Source organism: Hydrogenophaga sp. (assembly GCF_025699295.1).
Lineage (GTDB): Bacteria > Pseudomonadota > Gammaproteobacteria > Burkholderiales > Burkholderiaceae_C > Hydrogenophaga.
In genome coordinates, this window is record NZ_JAILWB010000012.1 from 61,953 (window position 1) to 81,163 (window position 19,211).

Annotated in this window: 22 protein-coding genes; all 22 read left to right on the forward strand. The window is 52.2% G+C overall.

Features of this window, described 5'->3' with window-relative positions; genetic code table 11:
* Positions 1–120 precede the first annotated feature (120 nt).
* The 22 genes from K5880_RS14115 to K5880_RS14220 all read left to right on the forward strand — a co-directional run bounded on the left by K5880_RS14115 (position 121) and on the right by K5880_RS14220 (position 19,159).
* Positions 121–753 (forward strand): hypothetical protein, encoded by a 633-nt coding sequence (locus K5880_RS14115; protein ID WP_297653414.1) that lies wholly within the window; start codon positions 121–123, stop codon positions 751–753.
* 141 nt (positions 754–894) lie between these two features.
* Entirely contained in the window at positions 895–1,353 is a 459-nt protein-coding gene (locus tag K5880_RS14120; protein WP_297653418.1) for a hypothetical protein, read from the forward strand.
* Positions 1,350–1,781 (forward strand): hypothetical protein, encoded by a 432-nt coding sequence (locus K5880_RS14125; RefSeq protein ID WP_297653421.1) that lies wholly within the window; start codon positions 1,350–1,352, stop codon positions 1,779–1,781. The genes K5880_RS14120 and K5880_RS14125 overlap by 4 nt, the downstream gene beginning before the upstream one ends.
* Complete coding sequence (locus K5880_RS14130; RefSeq protein ID WP_297653424.1) at positions 1,768–2,937, forward strand: hypothetical protein; 1,170 nt, start codon at positions 1,768–1,770, stop codon at positions 2,935–2,937. The genes K5880_RS14125 and K5880_RS14130 overlap by 14 nt, the downstream gene beginning before the upstream one ends.
* Positions 2,915–3,331: a hypothetical protein gene (locus tag K5880_RS14135; RefSeq protein ID WP_297653427.1), complete on the forward strand. Its 417-nt coding sequence runs from the start codon at positions 2,915–2,917 to the stop codon at positions 3,329–3,331. The genes K5880_RS14130 and K5880_RS14135 overlap by 23 nt, the downstream gene beginning before the upstream one ends.
* Positions 3,324–4,772 (forward strand): DnaB-like helicase C-terminal domain-containing protein, encoded by a 1,449-nt coding sequence (locus tag K5880_RS14140; RefSeq protein WP_297653429.1) that lies wholly within the window; start codon positions 3,324–3,326, stop codon positions 4,770–4,772. Before K5880_RS14135 ends, K5880_RS14140 begins: the two co-directional genes overlap by 8 nt.
* A complete protein-coding gene (locus K5880_RS14145) occupies positions 4,744–5,841 on the forward strand; it encodes a toprim domain-containing protein (RefSeq protein ID WP_297653432.1) in 1,098 nt (365 codons plus the stop codon). Before K5880_RS14140 ends, K5880_RS14145 begins: the two co-directional genes overlap by 29 nt.
* The gene (locus K5880_RS14150; RefSeq protein WP_297653435.1) at positions 5,835–6,824 is read left to right on the forward strand and encodes a PD-(D/E)XK nuclease family protein; all 990 of its coding nucleotides are present in this window, start codon (positions 5,835–5,837) and stop codon (positions 6,822–6,824) included. Before K5880_RS14145 ends, K5880_RS14150 begins: the two co-directional genes overlap by 7 nt.
* Entirely contained in the window at positions 6,817–7,425 is a 609-nt protein-coding gene (locus K5880_RS14155) for an ATP-dependent Clp protease proteolytic subunit (RefSeq protein WP_297653438.1), read from the forward strand. The genes K5880_RS14150 and K5880_RS14155 overlap by 8 nt, the downstream gene beginning before the upstream one ends.
* 61 nt (positions 7,426–7,486) lie before the next feature.
* The gene (locus tag K5880_RS14160; RefSeq protein WP_297653441.1) at positions 7,487–8,128 is read left to right on the forward strand and encodes a hypothetical protein; all 642 of its coding nucleotides are present in this window, start codon (positions 7,487–7,489) and stop codon (positions 8,126–8,128) included.
* Positions 8,125–11,439 (forward strand): DNA polymerase III subunit alpha, encoded by a 3,315-nt coding sequence (gene dnaE, locus K5880_RS14165; RefSeq protein ID WP_297653444.1) that lies wholly within the window; start codon positions 8,125–8,127, stop codon positions 11,437–11,439. The genes K5880_RS14160 and dnaE overlap by 4 nt, the downstream gene beginning before the upstream one ends.
* Entirely contained in the window at positions 11,436–11,672 is a 237-nt protein-coding gene (locus K5880_RS14170) for a hypothetical protein (RefSeq protein ID WP_297653447.1), read from the forward strand. The genes dnaE and K5880_RS14170 overlap by 4 nt, the downstream gene beginning before the upstream one ends.
* Before the next feature lie 13 nt (positions 11,673–11,685).
* A complete protein-coding gene (locus K5880_RS14175; protein WP_297653450.1) occupies positions 11,686–12,057 on the forward strand; it encodes a hypothetical protein in 372 nt (123 codons plus the stop codon).
* Positions 12,047–12,709, forward strand: a complete 663-nt coding sequence (locus tag K5880_RS14180) for a sigma-70 family RNA polymerase sigma factor (protein ID WP_297653453.1) — start codon at positions 12,047–12,049, stop codon at positions 12,707–12,709. Before K5880_RS14175 ends, K5880_RS14180 begins: the two co-directional genes overlap by 11 nt.
* Entirely contained in the window at positions 12,706–14,520 is a 1,815-nt protein-coding gene (locus K5880_RS14185) for a glycosyltransferase (protein ID WP_297653456.1), read from the forward strand. The genes K5880_RS14180 and K5880_RS14185 overlap by 4 nt, the downstream gene beginning before the upstream one ends.
* Positions 14,520–15,782 (forward strand): glycosyltransferase, encoded by a 1,263-nt coding sequence (locus K5880_RS14190; protein ID WP_297653458.1) that lies wholly within the window; start codon positions 14,520–14,522, stop codon positions 15,780–15,782. The genes K5880_RS14185 and K5880_RS14190 overlap by 1 nt, the downstream gene beginning before the upstream one ends.
* Positions 15,779–16,111: a hypothetical protein gene (locus K5880_RS14195; protein WP_297653461.1), complete on the forward strand. Its 333-nt coding sequence runs from the start codon at positions 15,779–15,781 to the stop codon at positions 16,109–16,111. Before K5880_RS14190 ends, K5880_RS14195 begins: the two co-directional genes overlap by 4 nt.
* Positions 16,108–17,130: a glycosyltransferase gene (locus K5880_RS14200; RefSeq protein ID WP_297653463.1), complete on the forward strand. Its 1,023-nt coding sequence runs from the start codon at positions 16,108–16,110 to the stop codon at positions 17,128–17,130. Before K5880_RS14195 ends, K5880_RS14200 begins: the two co-directional genes overlap by 4 nt.
* Positions 17,124–17,513 carry a hypothetical protein gene (locus K5880_RS14205; protein WP_297653466.1) on the forward strand — a complete coding sequence of 130 codons (390 nt, stop codon included), beginning with the start codon at positions 17,124–17,126 and terminating at the stop codon, positions 17,511–17,513. The genes K5880_RS14200 and K5880_RS14205 overlap by 7 nt, the downstream gene beginning before the upstream one ends.
* On the forward strand, positions 17,482–18,366 hold the full coding sequence (locus K5880_RS14210; protein ID WP_297653765.1) for a glycosyltransferase family 2 protein: 885 nt from the start codon (positions 17,482–17,484) through the stop codon (positions 18,364–18,366). Before K5880_RS14205 ends, K5880_RS14210 begins: the two co-directional genes overlap by 32 nt.
* Entirely contained in the window at positions 18,333–18,770 is a 438-nt protein-coding gene (locus K5880_RS14215; RefSeq protein ID WP_297653468.1) for a hypothetical protein, read from the forward strand. Before K5880_RS14210 ends, K5880_RS14215 begins: the two co-directional genes overlap by 34 nt.
* Positions 18,767–19,159 (forward strand): cupin domain-containing protein, encoded by a 393-nt coding sequence (locus tag K5880_RS14220; RefSeq protein ID WP_297653471.1) that lies wholly within the window; start codon positions 18,767–18,769, stop codon positions 19,157–19,159. The genes K5880_RS14215 and K5880_RS14220 overlap by 4 nt, the downstream gene beginning before the upstream one ends.
* The last annotated feature ends 52 nt before the right edge of the window (positions 19,160–19,211 follow it).

Below are 19,211 nucleotides of genomic sequence, written 5' to 3' on the forward strand. Positions count from 1 at the left end.
GCGTTGATGTGCGTCATAGCCAGTCTCGAAGCGGTGTTCCCCTTTAGGGGATAACAGACTTCCCGACGTAGGAGTCGAACAATGGTATCAGGCATTAGATTTTTTGCTTGCTCAGGAGCGATGGGCAACACCGTAGCCAGCTTGTATGCGAATACAATGGCCACCATCGGTCTAGAGATTTTCAATTTCGAGATTAGTGCTACGGATAGCCCCAACCGCATGGGCTTCTTTGGTTCCCTAGGGGCTCCAAACAGTGCGGTTATCGTTGGTCAATATCAAGACCGTACCCATGTGACAGACCATGTGGGTACAGACCTTGGTCAAATGATCAATGCAAAATTCACAGGGGCCAGCACGGTCGAGCACTCTGGCGTTCCCTTCACTGGTGGCTTCTCTGAGATTCCCCGTGAGTCTGGTACGCTACTCGCCCGTTTCACCGAAGAGAACAACACCGCTGTCATCACGCAGTCGGCCACGTTCCGTGCCGTAAACTTTGACGCTGGTTCTGGTGTGCCCGACATCAGTGACCTTGCGACTGGCATTACTGTCCAGGCGGCTCAGCTACAAGATACGTCTGGTAACGCTGCGGACGCCGCGTGGTCGGAGATTTCGAGCGGTGGTGCTGCCTTGGGTCTTGCAGACCAAAGCATCGAGGCGGCGGTTCACGACTTCCACTTGCTCGTGAGTGGTAACCCATCTGCCGCTGGACGCAAGATCGACTTCGGCTATTTCTTGCAACTAGAATTCCTGTAAGATCTACAGTTTGAACTAAGAGAATCTGGCCCGGAAGCACTAACTTCCGGGCCTTTTTCGTTGACGTTCCGAATCCCCCGCGTATCATGTACGTGCCATCCGGAGTGCTGGACAGTCCACCTCAGGTTTTGGAAGAAACACATGACTCTCGCATTTAGCTCAAAGCACCCACACGTCCCGAATCCCAAGACTAACCCTGGAGCTAGTCGTTGGATCGCATCGCTGTCGGACGGTTCTACCGTTTTTGAAGACGCCACGCCCCACGAAAGATCTGCGTGGCTGCGACTTAGGGACTACGTTGAGGTCCACAACCTCAAGATCACAAACCTGAGGCTTGAAGCATACAACAGGAACGTGGTTCTTATCCCGTATCGCGACGACGAAGGGAATGCTCAGGTCAACGGCTACTGGCACAGCAAACAGCTAAACGCTTTCATGCACTCACACGGCGTTAGCGAAGCGAAGTGTAGCGGGATCGGCGTCCTCAAGAACCAGGAAGTCTGGATTACGTGGGTTCACGAAGACGGCACGACGCGGCAGGAGATTAGGCCGTACAAGACTGGCGACAAGGCAACCATCGTCAACGATCCCCCGGCATGAAGTATCCGTCGCTCACAACCCCCGACATCGAGCACGATGCCGCCAACCTGCTGGCCGAGTTCATTTGGCTGAATCAGGATATTCGTGCTGACACTTACCCGTGGCGAGGTAATAATGGGAAGGCGTGGGGCAAGCTGGTGGCAGCACTCAAGAAGCTCATGCGTGAACCGTACGGTCTATCGGCGGGGCAGCTTGCATTCTACATCTGGAAGTGCAAGCCGCGTCGTATTGATCCGGCACAGTTCGCCAAGATGGCGGTGGTCGCCCGCCGCCTCTTTGAGAATTACGACCTAGAACAAGTGTCCCGCTTCTATACGGATTGGCAGAAAGAACTGGCATCCTCGGGACTCGAAAAAGTGAAGTACAAAGAGAAGCAACCCAAGACGTTACTGTCTTTCCTAAGGGAGTTAGAGCGTGGCCAAGCGTAAACAGCAAGTAGTAGAAGACGAATCGCCGGTAGTCCCGACCTTTGGTTTTTTCAAGAAGGAAGTGGAGCGGGAAGGCGTGCGTGCCATGTCCGCAGAGGAGATCGGTGACCCCGATCCGAACCGTAGTGGGTCATACAACCTAGACTACGATTTGTTTGTGCCGTTCCCAGAGGGGAGGATCACCGAAGTATTCGGTGAAGAGGGAACCTGCAAGACTACGCTTGTTCTTGAGGTAGCTGGACGTGCTATCCAGGCAGGCAAGATTGTGCTTTACGTCAACATGGAGAAGAACCTGAACCTGTCGCTCATGCGAACGGTTCGAACGCTTCGTCCCTACATCGACGCAGCTATCGCCAACATGGAGTCTGGCAAGAAGGACGCCGACTGTCCCCTATGGATTGTCAACGCATCAAACGGCGAGCAGGCTTTCGAGGCCATGAGGAAGTTCGCTGCTATGGTGCCGAAGGGCGTGGCTATCCTAGACTCTATCGATGCTGCCCAACCGGAAGCTGTCATGGCTGGTGAGATCGGAGACTCCACCGTAGGCAAACTTGCGAAGCTGATGTCTGACGCCATGCGTAAGCTGATCGGCGTCTCTGAACAGAACCAAGTAGCCCTCGTGTTTGTCAATCAGATTCGCGACAAGATCACGATGTACGGAGACCCAACTGATACTCCCGGCGGCTATGCCCTCAAGTTCTATGCCTCCCAACGCATTCGACTTTTCAAGCCCCGCAAGGTAGACTGGATCTTGGACGCCGACAAAGAGCGTATCGGTAGCGTTGTCCGTTACAAGGTGATCAAGAATAAGGTTGCTCCCGATGGCAACGAAGGGGCGTTCCCCATTCTCTTCCGTAATGGTATCTTCCGCGAACAGGAACTTGTGACGCAGGCTGCTAACTTTGGTATCCTCCGCATGGGGGGCAAGGGAGGCAAGCAGATCTTCCTACCGAAGATTGATCGGGAGACGGGCGAATACGTGATGGATGGAGACGAAGTGGCTGCTACCTGTATGAGTCAGTTCAATGCAGCCCGCCGCCTACTGATGGATAGTGCTCTTGTGGATAAGCTTGATGCACAAATCCAAGAACTGTTTGAGCCTGGGGGACATGATCCTCTTGATGATCTAGTGGATGAAGTTCAAGACACTGAGTAACCGCGAAGTGCGTGTGGAGATTTTGCCAGAGCGATATCCTATGCGAACACGAGAGCAATGCAAGTCGGCTGGTCAGTATATGCTTGGCCGCCTCTTGCGTCGTATCTACGGTTTCAACTCATTGATCCTTGAAGAGTTCCCCCTGCCTGACGAGAGACTATGGCTTGACTTCTACATGCCGCATCACAGGTTGGGTTTTGAATACCAGGGTAAGCAACACGACGAATTCGTAAAGCTCTTTCATGGCGACAAGAAGGGCTTTGAAAAATCAAAAGCACGGGATGTACGCAAGAGACAATGGTGCGACATCAACGAGATCGATCTCATCGAGGTACGCGGCAACGCAACCGTCGAAGACCTACAACAACTAATCGAAGAAGCACGTAATGGCTAACGTTGCCGCAGAAAAAGTATTCCTAGCTGGAGTCGCTCGACACCCACAGCGGTTGTTCGAGTTCGTGGAGTATTTGGACGAAGGGGATTTCAAGCACTCGGTCACGTCCATGACCTTTGAAGCTATGCGATCTCTCGTCATCGAGAAAGAAGCAGAGAAGCTCACGAAAGCAAAGCTGGTTGCTGAGGCCAAGGCCCTCGGACACCACAACTATCTGTCTGCCACCAAGAATGGTGAGTGGCTGGATGAGCTTTTTGCTGAGGAGGTAGGTGAGCACGAAGTAGACTCTCACTTCATGGAGGTCAAGCGTCAGTCGCTCAAGGATCAGTACACCGAAAGCTTTGTGGAGCTTCGAGACTACCTTGCGTCTACGGACGATCCCCTGTCCATCATGATCGGCAAGGTCGAGAATACTGTCGTTAGCAAGGTCAACATTCTCGACAAGGGCGAGCACGCAATCGAAGACCTACGCGAAGGCTTCGAAGAATTCATCAACAGTATTGCTGATGACCCGGGACACATGGGGCTAGACTTGGGCTACCCTCTTTGGCAGGAGCGAATCGGACAGATTCGTAACGGAGCCATTACCTTCATGGTCGGCACCACTGGCTCGGGTAAGTCGCAATTCGGCATGAAGGCTGCGGTCATTGCTGCCCGCAAAGGTCTCCCCGTGCTCTACCTGGACAGTGAGCTAAACAAGCAAGACCAGTGGATCCGCATTGCCGCGATGATTGCGAAGGTGCCCTCTGAGTATATCGAGACTGGCTTCTGGCGAATGACCGACAAGGAACTACAGGAGAACGGTGTCGAAGACCCGCATGTTCGGGACTCGATCTTGGCTCACGGTCGCAAGCTACGCGAACCACGGCTTTGGGAAGCCGTGAAGCAAATGCCGATCTTCTATCAGTCCATCAGTGGCCTCAGCGTGCCCGACGTGCTGCCGCACGTTCGCAGATGGTTGCTCACGCACGTCAAGCCCGACCGGGAGACGCGAGTGCCTCAGTGCCTAGTCGTCTATGACTACATCAAGCTGTCGATGACCAATGAGATTAGCCGTGGCGTGCTACAAGAATGGCAGCAGCACGGTCTCCACATTGCTCAGCTACACGACTTTGCCAACAAGTACAACATCCCTCTCATCGGATTCGGGCAGACCAACAACGAGCTAGACGAGGGTATTCGATGCGTGGCCGGTGGCAAGCGAATCAGCGAGAACGTAGACTCCGTGAGTTACTTCAAGCGGAAGTCAGATCAAGAGCGTGCGAACGATGGAAGCGGCACGCACCTAATGAAAGTGTTTAAGGCACGTTACGGAAAAGGTCTGTGGAATAGCTGGGTCAACTACGGTGCCGATCTAAGCTGTGGTGATTTCCAGGAACTAGATATCGGTAGCGTAGCCCCGCCGCAACAGGATGACGACGACGATGACAATGACGAGTAGACTAGACAACGACAAGAAACGTATGATCCGCAATCATGCGAACCGCAACATTGCCTATCTGCTCGACAGGCTGGAGGTCGAGTTCGATGATCGTGGGGATGGTCTCATCCAATCCACCTGTCACTGTTTGCAGCATAGTGGCGACGGCAACAACCGCACCGCCTGGAGTTGGCGTATCGATCTAGGCAAGTGGGTCTGCTGGACTCATCATTGCGAAGAATCACGAGGCAACGACATCTTCGGTCTAGTCTCTAGTATCAAGGGCACGAACTTTGTCGAGACTGTCAAGTGGATCACGTCTACGCTAGAGGCCAAAGACGTAGACCTCGATGAAGAGGTTGGCGACCCCGAGAACCTACATCGTGGCAACAAACTGCACGTCCATGAACCTCTTGCTGAGGACAACCTTCAATTCCTAAACCCTGATCCTCAGTATCTCCTCAACCGCGAGTTTGATCTCGAAGTGCTCAGGAGTTACGAGGTAGGCATGTGGAGTCGGATTGGCACGTACATGCATGATCGTGTCGTGTTCCCTGTGCGGGACCACGATGGTCACCTTGTTGGTTACACTGGCCGCACGGTCCACCCCGAAAAGCACTTCGAAGATCGAGGCTTGAAATACATGAAGTGGGTACACGGACGCCACTACAACCGCTGGCCGCAGCGGGGCGACCTATTCACTAGCTCGATCCTATACAACCTCCATCGTGCGAAGCGGTATCTCCCCCTGAGCAAAAAGCTCATCTTGGTTGAGGGGCCGCTGGACGGCATGAAGCTCGAAGAGGCTGGCATCCACAATTGGGTAGCCACTCTCGGCACTAGCTTCTGCCACGCACACAGAACACTACTGGTCAAGTATGGTGTCACCGATCTGTACGTTGCTTACGACAACGACGATCCCGACAAGTACAAAGACGGCCAGAGCCCCGGCGAAAAGGGATGGCTCCGCATGAGCCGTATCGTAGGCGACCTTTTCAACCTGCACCGAGTAGATCTTCCGGCAGGACAAGACTGTGGCGACCTGAGAACAGAACAACTACTAGAAATCTTTGAAGGTATCTCATGCTAAAACTGAAATCGGTCTCGCCTAGCCGGATCAAGACATATGATATGTGTAAGTTCAAGTATTGGCTTACATACAACTGTCCTGACATCACGCTCAAGTCTAATTGGGGTGCCGTACACGGAACCCTGGTTCATGACGTTCTAGAACAATACTCCAACGGCTCCGACATGGATCCGATTGGTAGACTCTACCGTGGCTATGGTGGCACACTGGAAACGCTCGACCGTTACCAGCAGCCAGAAGTCATGGAGACTCCGTTGGTCTGGGCTAAGCCCAAAGACTACGCGGACAAGAAGCCGTACTGTGACACATGCCCTTACGTCAAAGAGGACGAAGGCATCTGTGGTATTTCACGCGAACCCCTTGACAATCTCCCGGGATGTCCTCGTGATTTGTTTGACGGCTCTATCTCGATGGTGGAACGTACCATCGCTCGTTATGAGGATATCTGGCCGAAGCTACTACGCGACGACAAAGGTGCCCCCATTGGTTGTGAGTATGGTTTCAAGGTTCCCATTCCGGGTGCTGACGTTCCCATGATCGGTTACATGGATTTGGTGGTCGAAGAGGACGAAGACACCATTCACGTAATCGACTACAAGACGGGTGTCCACACGCAGAACTACGAAGAGTGCTGCAAGGACATTCAGGTCAAGATGTATTCGCTGGCCAGTAGGCGAGTGTTCATTGATGACTGCGAAGGACGTGGTTTCAAGTACAAGAACGTTATCCTGACGTTCGACTACTTTACCAAGAGTCCTATCACGGTTGGCTTCTCTGAGGAAGAGGATCTTGAGACGGAAGCATACGTCCGCGATAAGATCCATGAGATCCAGTCAACCGAGTGGATTGATCGCGTTGTTCGCGATGACTATGAGTTGGACACCAAGACCCGCTACGGTCAGGTGGCGTTTGGCTGCAAGTACCTCTGTGACAGCCCCGTATGCAAGCGTGAATGGAAAGGGAGATTCAAAACAGATGAGTAAAATCACGAAAGACTGGGTAGAGGCGTATTTTTCATACGGCGTTGATATTGTCAATCGCAAAGTCTTCTTGTTCGATGGCGTTGACGAAGACAGTATTGGCTACGTGATCAAAGGTCTCTATCTCATGGAAGCAGATCACACGAAGGTACAAATGGAGAAGGGCGAGTACAAGCCCATCGAACTCTTCATTGGATCCTTCGGTGGTAGCGAATACGAAATGTGGGCTCTCTACGACGTGATTGGTACGCTCAATAGCCCCATCCACACTACCGCCATTGGCAAGTGCATGAGTGCTGCTCCCCTATTGGTGTGTCGTGGCGAACCCGGTCATCGGTATGCTACACCGAATACGTGGTTCATGGTTCACCAATCCTGGGAAGATTGGGGCGAGCGACGTACCGACGAGATCAAGAAAGAGCTAAAGCATTACGATGCGATGGCTAAGCGTTGGTATGATTTGATGGCCGAACACAGCGGTCAGACCGCAGCATTTTGGAAGAAGCACTGTGAGTGTGTGGGCGACAAATACTTTTCAGCCTATCAGGCTCAAGAGTGGGGTCTGATCGACCACGTTTGGGACGAAAAAGACGGCGAGGCGTAAGATGGCACAGCATAGAGTAGTAGTTTGCTGCTGGGATCATGCACACGAGACAGAACTCGGCATGACCAAGAGGCAAGAGGAGAAGTTGGTCAAGCAGATTCCGACACTCAAGGCCGTATGTCCTACGTGTCGCGAGGAGGGCAATGGCAATCGTCATGTCTTCATCAAGGAGGGCGAAACTCTATTCGGAGACTTCAAGGTGTTCAAGTGTCGTCACGGTCACGTCACGACAGTTAGTGCGTTTGCCAATGGTATGCTACACACTAAGTTCGGCCCCGACGACGAGAACTTCGTCAACATTGAGGGACGCATCGAAGAACTGGAAGAACTGATTGACAAAAAGGAGATTTCCTGTCATCATGTAAGGGACAACGGTCGTCCTTGCGACTGCAAACTCAAAGCCGTGGACTCTGCAACTATCTCCTATCCTAGTGCCGCCGGTATCAAGACCAAAACGAGACTTGGTGACCTGTGGGACAAGGCTGGAGCCGAGCCGGTTCGCAGCGGCACCTACGACGGCAAAGGCAACTACAGCGAAAGCCGTTCGCAGCGAGCTAACAACGAGCGTTTGAAGCGTATGCGTGAACGCAACCTCCCCGAAGAAAGACATCCCGGCAAGCGGATCGACAAGGCTACGAAGAAAGACTATGGCCGACGCTCTAAGAGCGAGGTCAACCCCGAACGACTCAACGGACCCAAATGACATTCACTCACCTGAACGTACACTCTAAGGCTTCTATGCTGTACGGCTCTGCGGACATCAAGAAATTGGTGGGCAGAGCCAAGGAGCTAGGTCAGCCCGCTGTAGCCCTTACCGACTACTCGAACGTCTTTGAAGCAGTCAACTTTCATAGGGCAGCACAATCGGCTGGGGTCAAGCCCATCATGGGCGTCGATCTGTATTTCTGCGAGGATGCGGAACAGCTTAGAATCCAGAAGGTACGTCAGGTGTCGCACATTGTACTGCTGGCTGAGAACGAAACCGGGTGGCGAAACATCACTCGGCTAGTGTCTCACGCCAACAGTCCGGAATACTTCTTCTACAACCCTCGTATTGATTTCAAGCTACTGGAACGGTACAGTGAGGGTGTGATCTGCCTGACCGGCAGCACGCTGGATGGCGTTATCGCCCCGCTTCTGTTTGACCAGCTAGACGAGAACGGAGAAGTGAGACAGCCTGCCGCCTTGTTCAAGGCCGAAGGTCTTGTACGTCGCTTCCTCAAGATCTTTGATGCTGACCACTTCTTCCTTGAGGTTCAAGACACCGACCTAGAAATGCAGGAACAGGTCAGTGGGCGTTTGCGTAACATCGCAACGAAGTATGGTCTACGCACCGTAGCTACCAACAACGTTCACTACGTTGAGCAGCACGATGCCGAAGCACATAAGACCTTGTTGGAAATGAGTGCCAACAAGTACAGTCGTGCCACCTACACGGACTTCACGCCCGAGGAATACTACCTCAAGACTCGTGAGGAAATGGAGGAGCGTGGTTTTACAGCAGACGAGCTAGACCTCACGACCGCTATTGCTGAGCGATGCAACGTTGATATTGACCTCAAGAAGCGTCGTTTGCCACAGTACAAGTTCATCCCCGATGGGAAGACCTCTAACGAATACCTACGTGAACTTGCCGCAGAGGGTCTAGCACGTCTGGGCCTTGACCCGAAGGCTGGTGCCTCTGAAACCTATGGCGACCGACTCGCACGAGAACTGGCGGACATCGAAGAAATGGGGTTCGCGGACTACTTCCTCATCGTCCATGATGTCATGTCATGGGTGCGTGGACAAGATATTCTGGTTGGTCGCGGACGTGGTAGTGCGGGCGGTAGCCTTGTTAGTTATGCTCTTGGCATTACTGAGATTGATCCTCTTGAGTATGGTCTCATTTGGGAGCGTTTCCTCAACAAAGGCCGTGGAGGTCTTCCTGATATCGATACTGATGTTCCCAGGTCCCAACGGCAGAAGGTACTTGAGTATATCAAAGAACGGTTCGGTGCAGGTAACGTCGCACAGCTAGTGACGCTTGGTGGCCTACAAGCCAAAGCTATTCTCAAAGAGGTTTTCAAGGTCTACGATCTACCTTTCGATGAGGCTAACAAAATCACCGCCCTGGTGCCAGCCAAAAATGACGATCACGTTGCTATTAGTCTGCAAGAAGCTATTGACGCTGTACCGGAACTCCAGGAATACTACGACAAGTACACCCCTTGGTTCAAAGTAGCTCTAGCACTTGAGGGCTGTTACAAGACCACGGGGATCCACGCTGCTGCGGTTGTGATTTCCGATGTCCCCTTCGAAGAGAGTTCGTATCCCCTCGCACGATCAAAAGATGGGAGTCTCCTGTTCGGCTGGGACATGAACACCGTGGACTCTTTGAGTCTGCTCAAGCTCGATATCCTAGGTCTCACTACCCTAGACGACATCCAGGTCACTATGGATCTGGTCAAAGAACGCCGTGGCATCGAGCTTTCGCGAGAAGCCATGCCGCTGGATGATCCGGTCACCTGGGCCATGTTGGGTCAGGGATTCACTATTGGTATTTTCCAGATTGAAAAGCAACTCGGTCGTACCTGGAGTAAGAACCTACAGCCAGAGTCCATTGAAGAATTGAGTGACCTTGTATCACTGATTCGTCCTGGTCCGATGGAATCGAACATGCACCGGGCGTATCGTAGCGTGAAGAACAAGGGTGAAGCACCCGAGTACATTCACCCGATGCTTGAGCCCATCATGGGTACAACCTACTCTGCTCTCTTGTACCAGGAGCAGGTTATCTACATCTGTCAACAGCTTGCGGGCATGAACTCCATCGACGCCGACATGGTTCGGAAGGCGATGGGCAAGAAGAAGCCCGAGGAAATGCAGAAGTGGAAAGAGGTATTCACTGAGGGCTGTGGCAAGAACAACATTGACCCCATTACTGCTGACGAGATTTGGGGCTATATCGAGAAGTTCGCTGGCTATGGCTTCAACAAGTCGCACGGTGTCGGCTACGCCCTACTGGCGTATGAGACCGCATACCTCAAGGCCAACTACACCGTTGAGTTCTTGTGTGCCAAGCTGCGTCACGCAGACAGCCACCCCAACAAGTTTGAGCAGATGTCAGCACTGTCTTACGACGGCAAGCTATTCGACATCGAGGTTGTGCCTCCGCGAGTTTCGATGGGCAACAAAGAGTTTGCTGTAGTAGACGACACGCACATTGCTTTTGGACTGACCGCCCTCAAGGGAGTCGGTGCTATGGCCGTCAACGATCTTGTCAAGATGGGACGCGACTGTGATACCTTCGATGAGATCCTCTGGAAATGGAAGAGTAAGAAGAGTAAGGTGAACACTGGCGTCATGAATGCCCTCATTCGTGGTGGTGCTTTTGATGACCTCGAAGAACACCGCGTACAGAGTCAAGGCAAGTTCCGTTTGTTGGACGCCATGACTGATAAAGAGATTGAGCTTGTGCAAGCACTCACGCCCCACCAAGAAGGCGAACCAGATTGGATTCGTATTGTGCGTGGCATTTCCGACGAGACCAAGGCTCCGCTCATCAAAGAGAAGTTCGGCGTCAAGATTCCGAATGCCCGCAGGCGTCCCGTGATTCGCAAGGCACTCAGCGAGTATGATGCCCGCGAACTCTTCGACACCAAAGCTCAGCGAATTGCCTGGGAGCAGTTCTTCTTGGGGATCGCCCTAAGTGGTAGTGAGGCAGACATTTACAGAGCACAGGACAAATGCATTGATCTAGTCAAGAGTGGCTATCAGGATATGGCTTTCGAGATTGCAGTCCGTGTAGATGCAGTCCGCGAACACATTGTCAGTAAGGGTAAGTCCGCAGGGCAGCCGATGGCTTTCGTGACTGCCAGCGATAACACCTTTAGCATGGACAACATCGTGGTATTCCCCAGGACTTACGACAGGTCGAAGAGACTGCTGGAAGATGGCAATGTGATCAAGGTAAAGGGTAAGATCAGCGACCAAGGATCGTTGATTGCCGAACGAGTAGAGCGACTAAGATGACAAAATACGAATACGATTTCGTGACTCTCAACCTGAGTGACGAACACAAACAGGTACTCCAGATGGGCCTTGGTGATATTGACGCACTGAATCTGATGATCCGTGACGTGATCAATGAGCGTGCTGCCGATGGCTGGGAACCCCTCTATCCCTTCTCTGTGCCGCAGATCTGGTTCCGTAAAGCGAAGCCCGCCCGACGCACTACTCGCAAAAAAACTTCGAAAAAGACTTAACAGTTCATCCAAAATGTACGATTATGCACAGGTACAGTTGCTTGGTCGGGCGACAGCAGATGCCCAATTCGGCAATCTAGACGAAGAAGGGCGGCCAGGGAAAGCTACTTTGACCCTAGCCCTCAACATCCCCATTCGACGCGGCAATCAGATACAAACTAAAACCCTATACCGAAGAATCATGGTGTTGGGAAGTTTTGCGAGCTATGTTTCAAAGTGTCAGGAAGACGGCGGACTCAAAGGAAGACTCGTCAACGCTCTAGGAGTGATGGATGACGAGCGGTACTACGAAGATGAAGATGAATGCTACCGAGACATTGTTCGGGTGGCCCCCGGAGCAGGACAAATCAAGATCATGGACCGGAGAGCACGGAATGATGGTTGATGTTCCTGATGCAGAGGCTATCGAACTACTCAATGAGTACGGCCCTATCGTTCGCAGGATTGCACGTTCAGCCTGCTATTCTTCCGCCACTATTGACTTTGCTGATCTGTGTCAGGTTGGTGATGTCGCAGTCCTAAGGGCAATCAAATCCTACAATCCTACGTATGGTACGACGATCAAGTCGTACGTGGCACGGATCGTACGTCAGGATATCTATAATGAGGCAGCCAGATTCCTGGGTGTCTTTACGGTTGATCATCGAGTCACGAGCCTAGCGGCCAAAGTCAGTAAGTTACACGCTAAGGGCAAAACGGACGAGCAGATCGCAGAGACACTAACCACGTCTAATCGCAAGTTTGATGCGGAGCATGTCCGTGATCTCCGCATCACATATAGTCGTCGTCAGCATTCGGATCTACAGCCTGATGATGCAGCAGACGAAGGTATCGCAGAAGAAAGCACAATCCAAGAGATACTGCGGGGAGTAGTGCAGAACGATACCGACGTTGCCATTCTAGAGCAAAGGCTTATGGGAGACGCATCAGTCAAAGAGGTTGCAGCCGATTTGAAGCTATCACAACGACGAGTATATGAGCTAGAGAACGATCTCAAAGATCGTATCCGTAAGGCCATTGAAGGTGTAACTGAATGAATTACAAGAAACGAATCTTGTTCTGTGGAGAGGCCAGCAACCTGAGCACTGGCTTCTCGACGTATTACCGAGAGCTTATCCCCCGCCTAGTTGCAACGGGCAAGTACGAGATTGCCGAGTTCGGCTCGTACGCCCGCCAGAATGATCCCAAGGTCCATGAGTTTATCCAGGGCCGCTGGAAGTTCTATGGCGTCATGCCCGAGAGCCAAGAAGAGGCCAAGCAGTTCCAGCAGCCGTCGCCCCACCCCAGAACGCGGGGCCAGAACACCAACCAGTTTGGTGAGTACAAGTTCAATCACGTTGTTGCTGATTTCAAGCCGGATATCGTTATCGATATCCGAGACTGGTGGATGCTTGAGTACCAAGAGCGGAGCGTGTTCCGTCCGTGGTATAAGTGGGTTGTGATGCCTACCGTCGATGCAGAGCCGCAAGCCGAAGAGTGGATGAATACGTATGAGAATGCCGAAATGGTGTTGGCATATTCAGACTATGGCGTTCATGCTCTACGTCGTCAAAGTCAACTCATGCCGAACAACAAGAGGAAGGTGCGTGTCTTCCCGAAGGCCATGCGTCCTGGCGTAGACCTTGAGACTTTCAAGCCTATGGATAAGGCAGAAATTCGAGAGCATTGGAACCTCAGTAAAGAGAACCCTGTGATCGGTACGGTTATGCGTAACCAAAGCCGTAAGCTCTACCCCGACCTCATCGACGGTTTTGCGTTGATGAAGGAGAAGTTCAAGGGCGAGCCGCAAGTAGACAAGGCCGTTCTCCTGATTCATTCTTCGTGGCCGGATAACGCTCACTCATACGATTACCCGAGACACATTATGCGTCTTGAGTCTCTTGAGTGGATGCCGTACCACAGTAAAGGTATTCGTGGCAGCGTCCTACAGTCTATGTACTGTCACGCCTGCGAGGAACCGTCTGTGACGTTTGCTATGAACCTATGGGGCAAGCCCATTCAAGATGGTCGCATCAAGCTTCCCTGCCCGCACTGTGGCAAAGTGGAAGCATCGCCTCCGGGGACGGCTGGTGGCTTTAGTCGAGAAGATCTCGCAAAGCTTTACAACCTCATGGATCTCTACGTCCAATGCTCGATTTGCGAGGGGGACGGGATGCCTATTCAGGAAGCGAAGGCGTGTGGCGTACCAACCCTGGTGACAGACTACACAGCCATGCGTGAGAAGGGACGTTTCCCGAACTACTCCCACTTCGAAGAGTTGGGTATTACGAAGGACAACTACACTTGCACCAAGGGCGGCGATGTCATTGATGTCGGTCGTTACTACTACGAGCCCGAGACCAATTGTAAGCGTGCCCACCCTGATGTAGAGGACATGGCTTTCAAGATGCGTGCCATGTTGACCGCTGAGCAAAACCTCAAGAACTTGGGGCGTGATGCTCGTGAATGCACCGAAGAGAACTACGACTGGAACAAGATCTGGAAACAGTGGGAGTACGTTCTAGATAACGTCAAGATCAAGGACCGTAGTGAAACGTGGGATAGCCCGATTGAAACTCACGAAGAGTTTGCTGCTGTGCCGGTGCCGGAAGGCTTGACCGACGAACAGTATGTCGAATGGCTTTACCTCAATATTCTCAAGTACCCGGCTGTTGATCCTGAGGGAGCTAAGACTTGGATTCAGCATCTTGGCATGGGTGTTCCCCGTGAACAAATCATGAAGCAGTTTGTGGCCATTGGCAACCAGCAGTCTGATGGTACCAAGCTCCGTGATCAGATTCGTCAACAGGTGGGCGGCACGGTTGCCCAAGGCAATGTCGCTGCACGTCCGCAGCAGGAGTTCATCTAATGAAGTTGTTGTATACTGGCCCGCTACTGGATTTCAGTGGCTTTGCCCATGCGTCACGCAATCTGTTGCGTGCTATCATCCAAGACGAAAACATGGATGTCGTTGCTCGCCCATTGCAGTATGATGCGTTGGATGAAGGACAGTCGTTTGAGGTACCTGAGTGGATGGCCCCTCTTTTGGCGAAAGATCTACAGGGTGTTGAAATGGCACTACAGATGACTACGTGTAACGTAGAAGCTGTACCCGTTCCCGGCATTCCCAATGGTCTGTATACCTTCTTCGAGACTGATCGTATCCAGGCTACCTGGGCACAGAAGGCTAACGAATTCGACTTCCTGATTGTGCCCTCTAAGCACAACGCACATACCCTCCTGAATTCGGGTGTGAGAAAGCCGATCTTAGTGGCTGGTCCTCCGTGTGACGTGGACGAGTATCAACAGGATTACCAGCCGTTTGAGATTGCAAACATCGATGGTCGCACAGTCTTCTACAACATCTGTCAGCTAAGCACCAAGAAGGGCATCGATAACCTACTGCGTGCTTACTATGCAGCTTTCGCTGGTACTCCCGATGACGTTCTGCTCGTGTTGAAGACGTACGTGAACATGCAGGGGCGTCAGCAGGATATCGAAATGGTCAAGCAGTATGTGAATGCCGTGAAGGCCAAGTGTCGTATCCCCGTACCGAATCTACCGCCGGTTCTGCCGCTGGTATACACCATGAGCGACGACGAAATTCATGGTATACACGCTCGCGGCGATGCATATGTGTGCTCTAGTCGAGCGGAAGGTTGGGGCATCCCCGTGTTTGATGCTTTGGCTCATGGCAAAACCGTCATTAGTCACACGCACGGTGGTCTTGGTGAATTCGTGACCGCTGAGAATGCCCTTGTGTATGGTGGTACTCCTGCATTTTTCTACGACATGCCGCATGGGGACCCGGGGCTATTCACTGGTGTTGAGCAATGCTTCGAGCCGTCTCCTGTGGAACTTGCTTTGACTATGCGACACTTCCATATGCTCCGCAAGGGTGCCGAGGCTGGGGAACTTGAGGGCGACAATCTCAAAGAGTGGGAAGCTGTTTTACAGCGTCGTGAGAACGCCAAGCAGGTAGGAGAGAAGCTGGACTATCGTGCCGTTTCGTCTCATGTAACCGAGCAGCTACATGCCGTCCTAGGGACGTGGAAAGAAACTGGTGTGGCTCGTTACCAAGAGCCCGCTCCCGAGCCGGAAGCAGAACCTTCGCTAGAGGAATCACTATGACCAATCTCTACGACTGGACCAATGACGTTCGGCGTTACTTTGATTCGTATGGCGTGCTATTTGCTGGTGCTGAAATGCACTCTGGCATGTCGTTTGAACATATCCTTGGACAGAAGAATCCGGTTGGTACGGAAGAACAAATCTCTGTGGATATTCACCTGATCACTGAGGACTTTGCGGCGGTCGAAGAGGCACTGGCCGATGGCTTTCTAGATCAGTTTGAACTATCACTAGTGAGCGAGGAACGTACGCACTCTTTTGATCACAACACAGAAGTAACGCTACGTCTAGCTCAAAAAGAACCCCAGACAACGTGGGTAGAACTATGAACCAACAACAAATCCATTATGTCCCGCAGATGCAATCGATTGCAGAGCGTGTCAATAAGCCCGTTCGGATCGTACAGTGCATTCAGATGCACAACGAAGAAGAGTTTGCGGAGGCCGTCCTCTCGTCTCTCTATGACGAAGTAGATCGCATTCTCGTCATTGAGGGTGCTGTTGAGAACCGTCCCAACGCCACGGAGGATGGGCACTCTACTGACCGTACTGTGGAGATCCTAGCAGACTTCAAAGCGAACCGTGATCCGGACAACAAGCTGATCATCATTTCAATCCCTAAGTTCTGGAAAGACCTTGAGGAAATGAAGCAGACGTTCCTTGATATGTCTGTTCCGGGTGACTGGATGTTGATCAATGATGCTGACGAGTTCTATCGCCCTGAGGACATTCGCCGTCTGCGTCGAGCTATCGAACTCAATCCCCACGCACAGGAGTTCGTACCTAATTTCCTGCACTTCTACGGTGACTTCAACCACGTAGCCGTGCCGGGACCCGAATGGCAGCCGCAGCATCAGAGGGTGTTCAAGTTTGTCCGTGGTATGAAATACAACAGTCACCCGGTCGTTGCCGATCCGGTTGGCCACTGTACCTATTTCTCCCCTCACTATCAAGTACGTCGAGTAATGCTCAATGACTTCTTCATCTATCACTACGGCTATGCCCGTGCTGGGATGGACGAAGTAATGGAGCAGAAGCAGGCTTACTACAAAGGTGAGCTTGCTAAGCACGACGGAGCAGATGAGAAGTTTGACCAGAAGGTCAAAGACTGGTGTGCTAATGCCGAGCCGGTGCTGGAATATGACGGAGAGCATCCGTCAGCCATCGCCGTACAGGCTTTTGAGCACAACCCCGTACGTGGCAAGGTGGTTGGTAACTGGCGTGAAGACCGTTTCTACAGTCAGGTTCTCGCTGGCGAAGCGTACGGTAACATCTGGCTCTGCATGACACAGCAGGCTACGCCGCACATGCCGACCTTCCATAATGGCATGGAGGTACAGCCGTGCTAAGAGATTACATCAAGGGTTTCTTGCGTATGCTGCGAGAGTATGCTACGGAAGAACGATACAGACGTGGTTTTCGCTTCCTGGCAGAACGTTTCAAACTGAGTGGACTGCGTACCATTATCGGTGGCGACAAAGAGTGTCGTCACTTTCGCTGTAGTCCGCTCGATTTGACTGGTGCTGTCCCGACAAAGCTTTGTTATGACTGTGGTGCTACGCTAGAGGAGCCTACTCGTGCCATGCGTATCGAGGACGACAAACTACACAACCTCGACCTCCTTCTTGAAGAGGATGAGTTCCACAATGTAGCTCTTTATCGCAAAACGAAAGACGGCACTTTGGAGCTAGTTGATATCTGTGCTGTCAAGAGGGACGAAAACGTTGGCTAAGATCTCATATCTAGTATCGACCTACGACTCAGGTCACTTTTTGGACGCTCATCTAGCAGACTTGCTAGAGAACCAGACCGATCCCGATTTTGAGATCGTAGTCGTCAATCCCGACTCCCCGAGCACGGACGGGCTAATCGCTCAGAAATGGGCTGCTGTAGATGATCGCGTCAAATACATCTACTGGCCCGTCCGTGAACCCTACGGGGCTTCGTGGCTGAGGGCTTGGAGGAATGCGACGGGCGAGTTTGTGATGAACTCTAACACCGACGACTTCCATGTTCCGCAGACTACCGAACTAGTGCATAAGCACATGAAGGTGGCTACAGGTCCGATGCACATTGGCTCTAAGATTGCCTTCTGTTACGGCGGTTTGACCGTAATCAATGAGCAGCGTCAGATCCAAGGAAGAGGCTTGAAACCACCGTTCGATTTTGAGCTAATGTCTCGCGAGTGCTGGGCTGGACCGCAGGTTGCGTGGCGAAATGACAAGGATTTCCTCAAGGATTTGGACTGGAATCTCATGGATGAGCGTGCTGCCAGTCACCAGTCTGCATTCGACTACTGGCTATGGCTTTACTTCATGAGTAAGGGCTATCATGGGCACGTCATCGAAGAACTCATTACGGTCTACACACAACGTCCCGATTCTATTGAGAATCGAAACAAATGGGCTAATAATTGGGAGACATACGCTTCCATCTCTGAGTTTTTCGGTCATAATTTCGATGGACATTTGAAGCACGCGAGAGAATTCCGTGACTTCGGCAGCTTACCTCCTAAGGAAGAGTGGGTTGCAACAATGCAAGCAGGTAAGAAATGGCGAACTTCAAAGCATGGTGGTACAGGCTAGTAGCTGGCGGACTTCTGCGTCAGCTTGGGGAGCAAATTGCGGCTACCAAGTCTAACGCTCTTTCGTGGGCTGCTGCCGATCAGGTTGCAGACGATCTTCGTAAAGAAGTGAACGAGCTTCGTAGACAAGTGCCCATGCTCAAGAGCGAACTCAAGTATGCTCAAGAGTCACGTACCGCCGACGCGGCTGCGACGGCACAGATCGTCCGTGAACGCATGGGGATGGATGCTGATCTTCCCGGCAAGATGGATCTACTGCGGCAACAACTCAAGCAAGAACTAGCGTATGTCGCTTACCTCGAAGAGATCAAAGAGCACTACGCTGGCGATCAGCCGTCATTCAATGCGTTACCTCTTGAAGAACGTCAGAGGTATTTCGAACAAGTGGAAGGGCAAGTGCGATGAGCGAACAACGTATCGTGCTAAAGCCCTGGGGCCGCGAACGAATCATTGAGGCGAATGACCAATACGCTTTCAAGATTCTGGAGGTTGACCCCGGGCAACGACTTAGCCTACAGTACCACGAAAAGAAGAGAGAGACAATGTACTGTGTCTACGGTTGCGGCACGCTCTTTCTGACTGACGGCGACAATCACAGAGAAATGACACTATTGCCTGGGCGTCATGTAACCATTGAGCCCGGCACCGTCCACCGCCTTGTGGCATCTGAGACCTCCCCCGTTATGGTGATGGAGGCTTCCTCGCCTGAGCTAGACGACGTTGTGCGTCTAGAAGATGACTACAGCCGTGGTAACAAAGACTACTTCGACCCCTTCGATATGCCCAATGATTAGAGTTCTTCACTACCTCCGCAACCTTGGGTTGGGCGGCACAGAGAAGACCTGT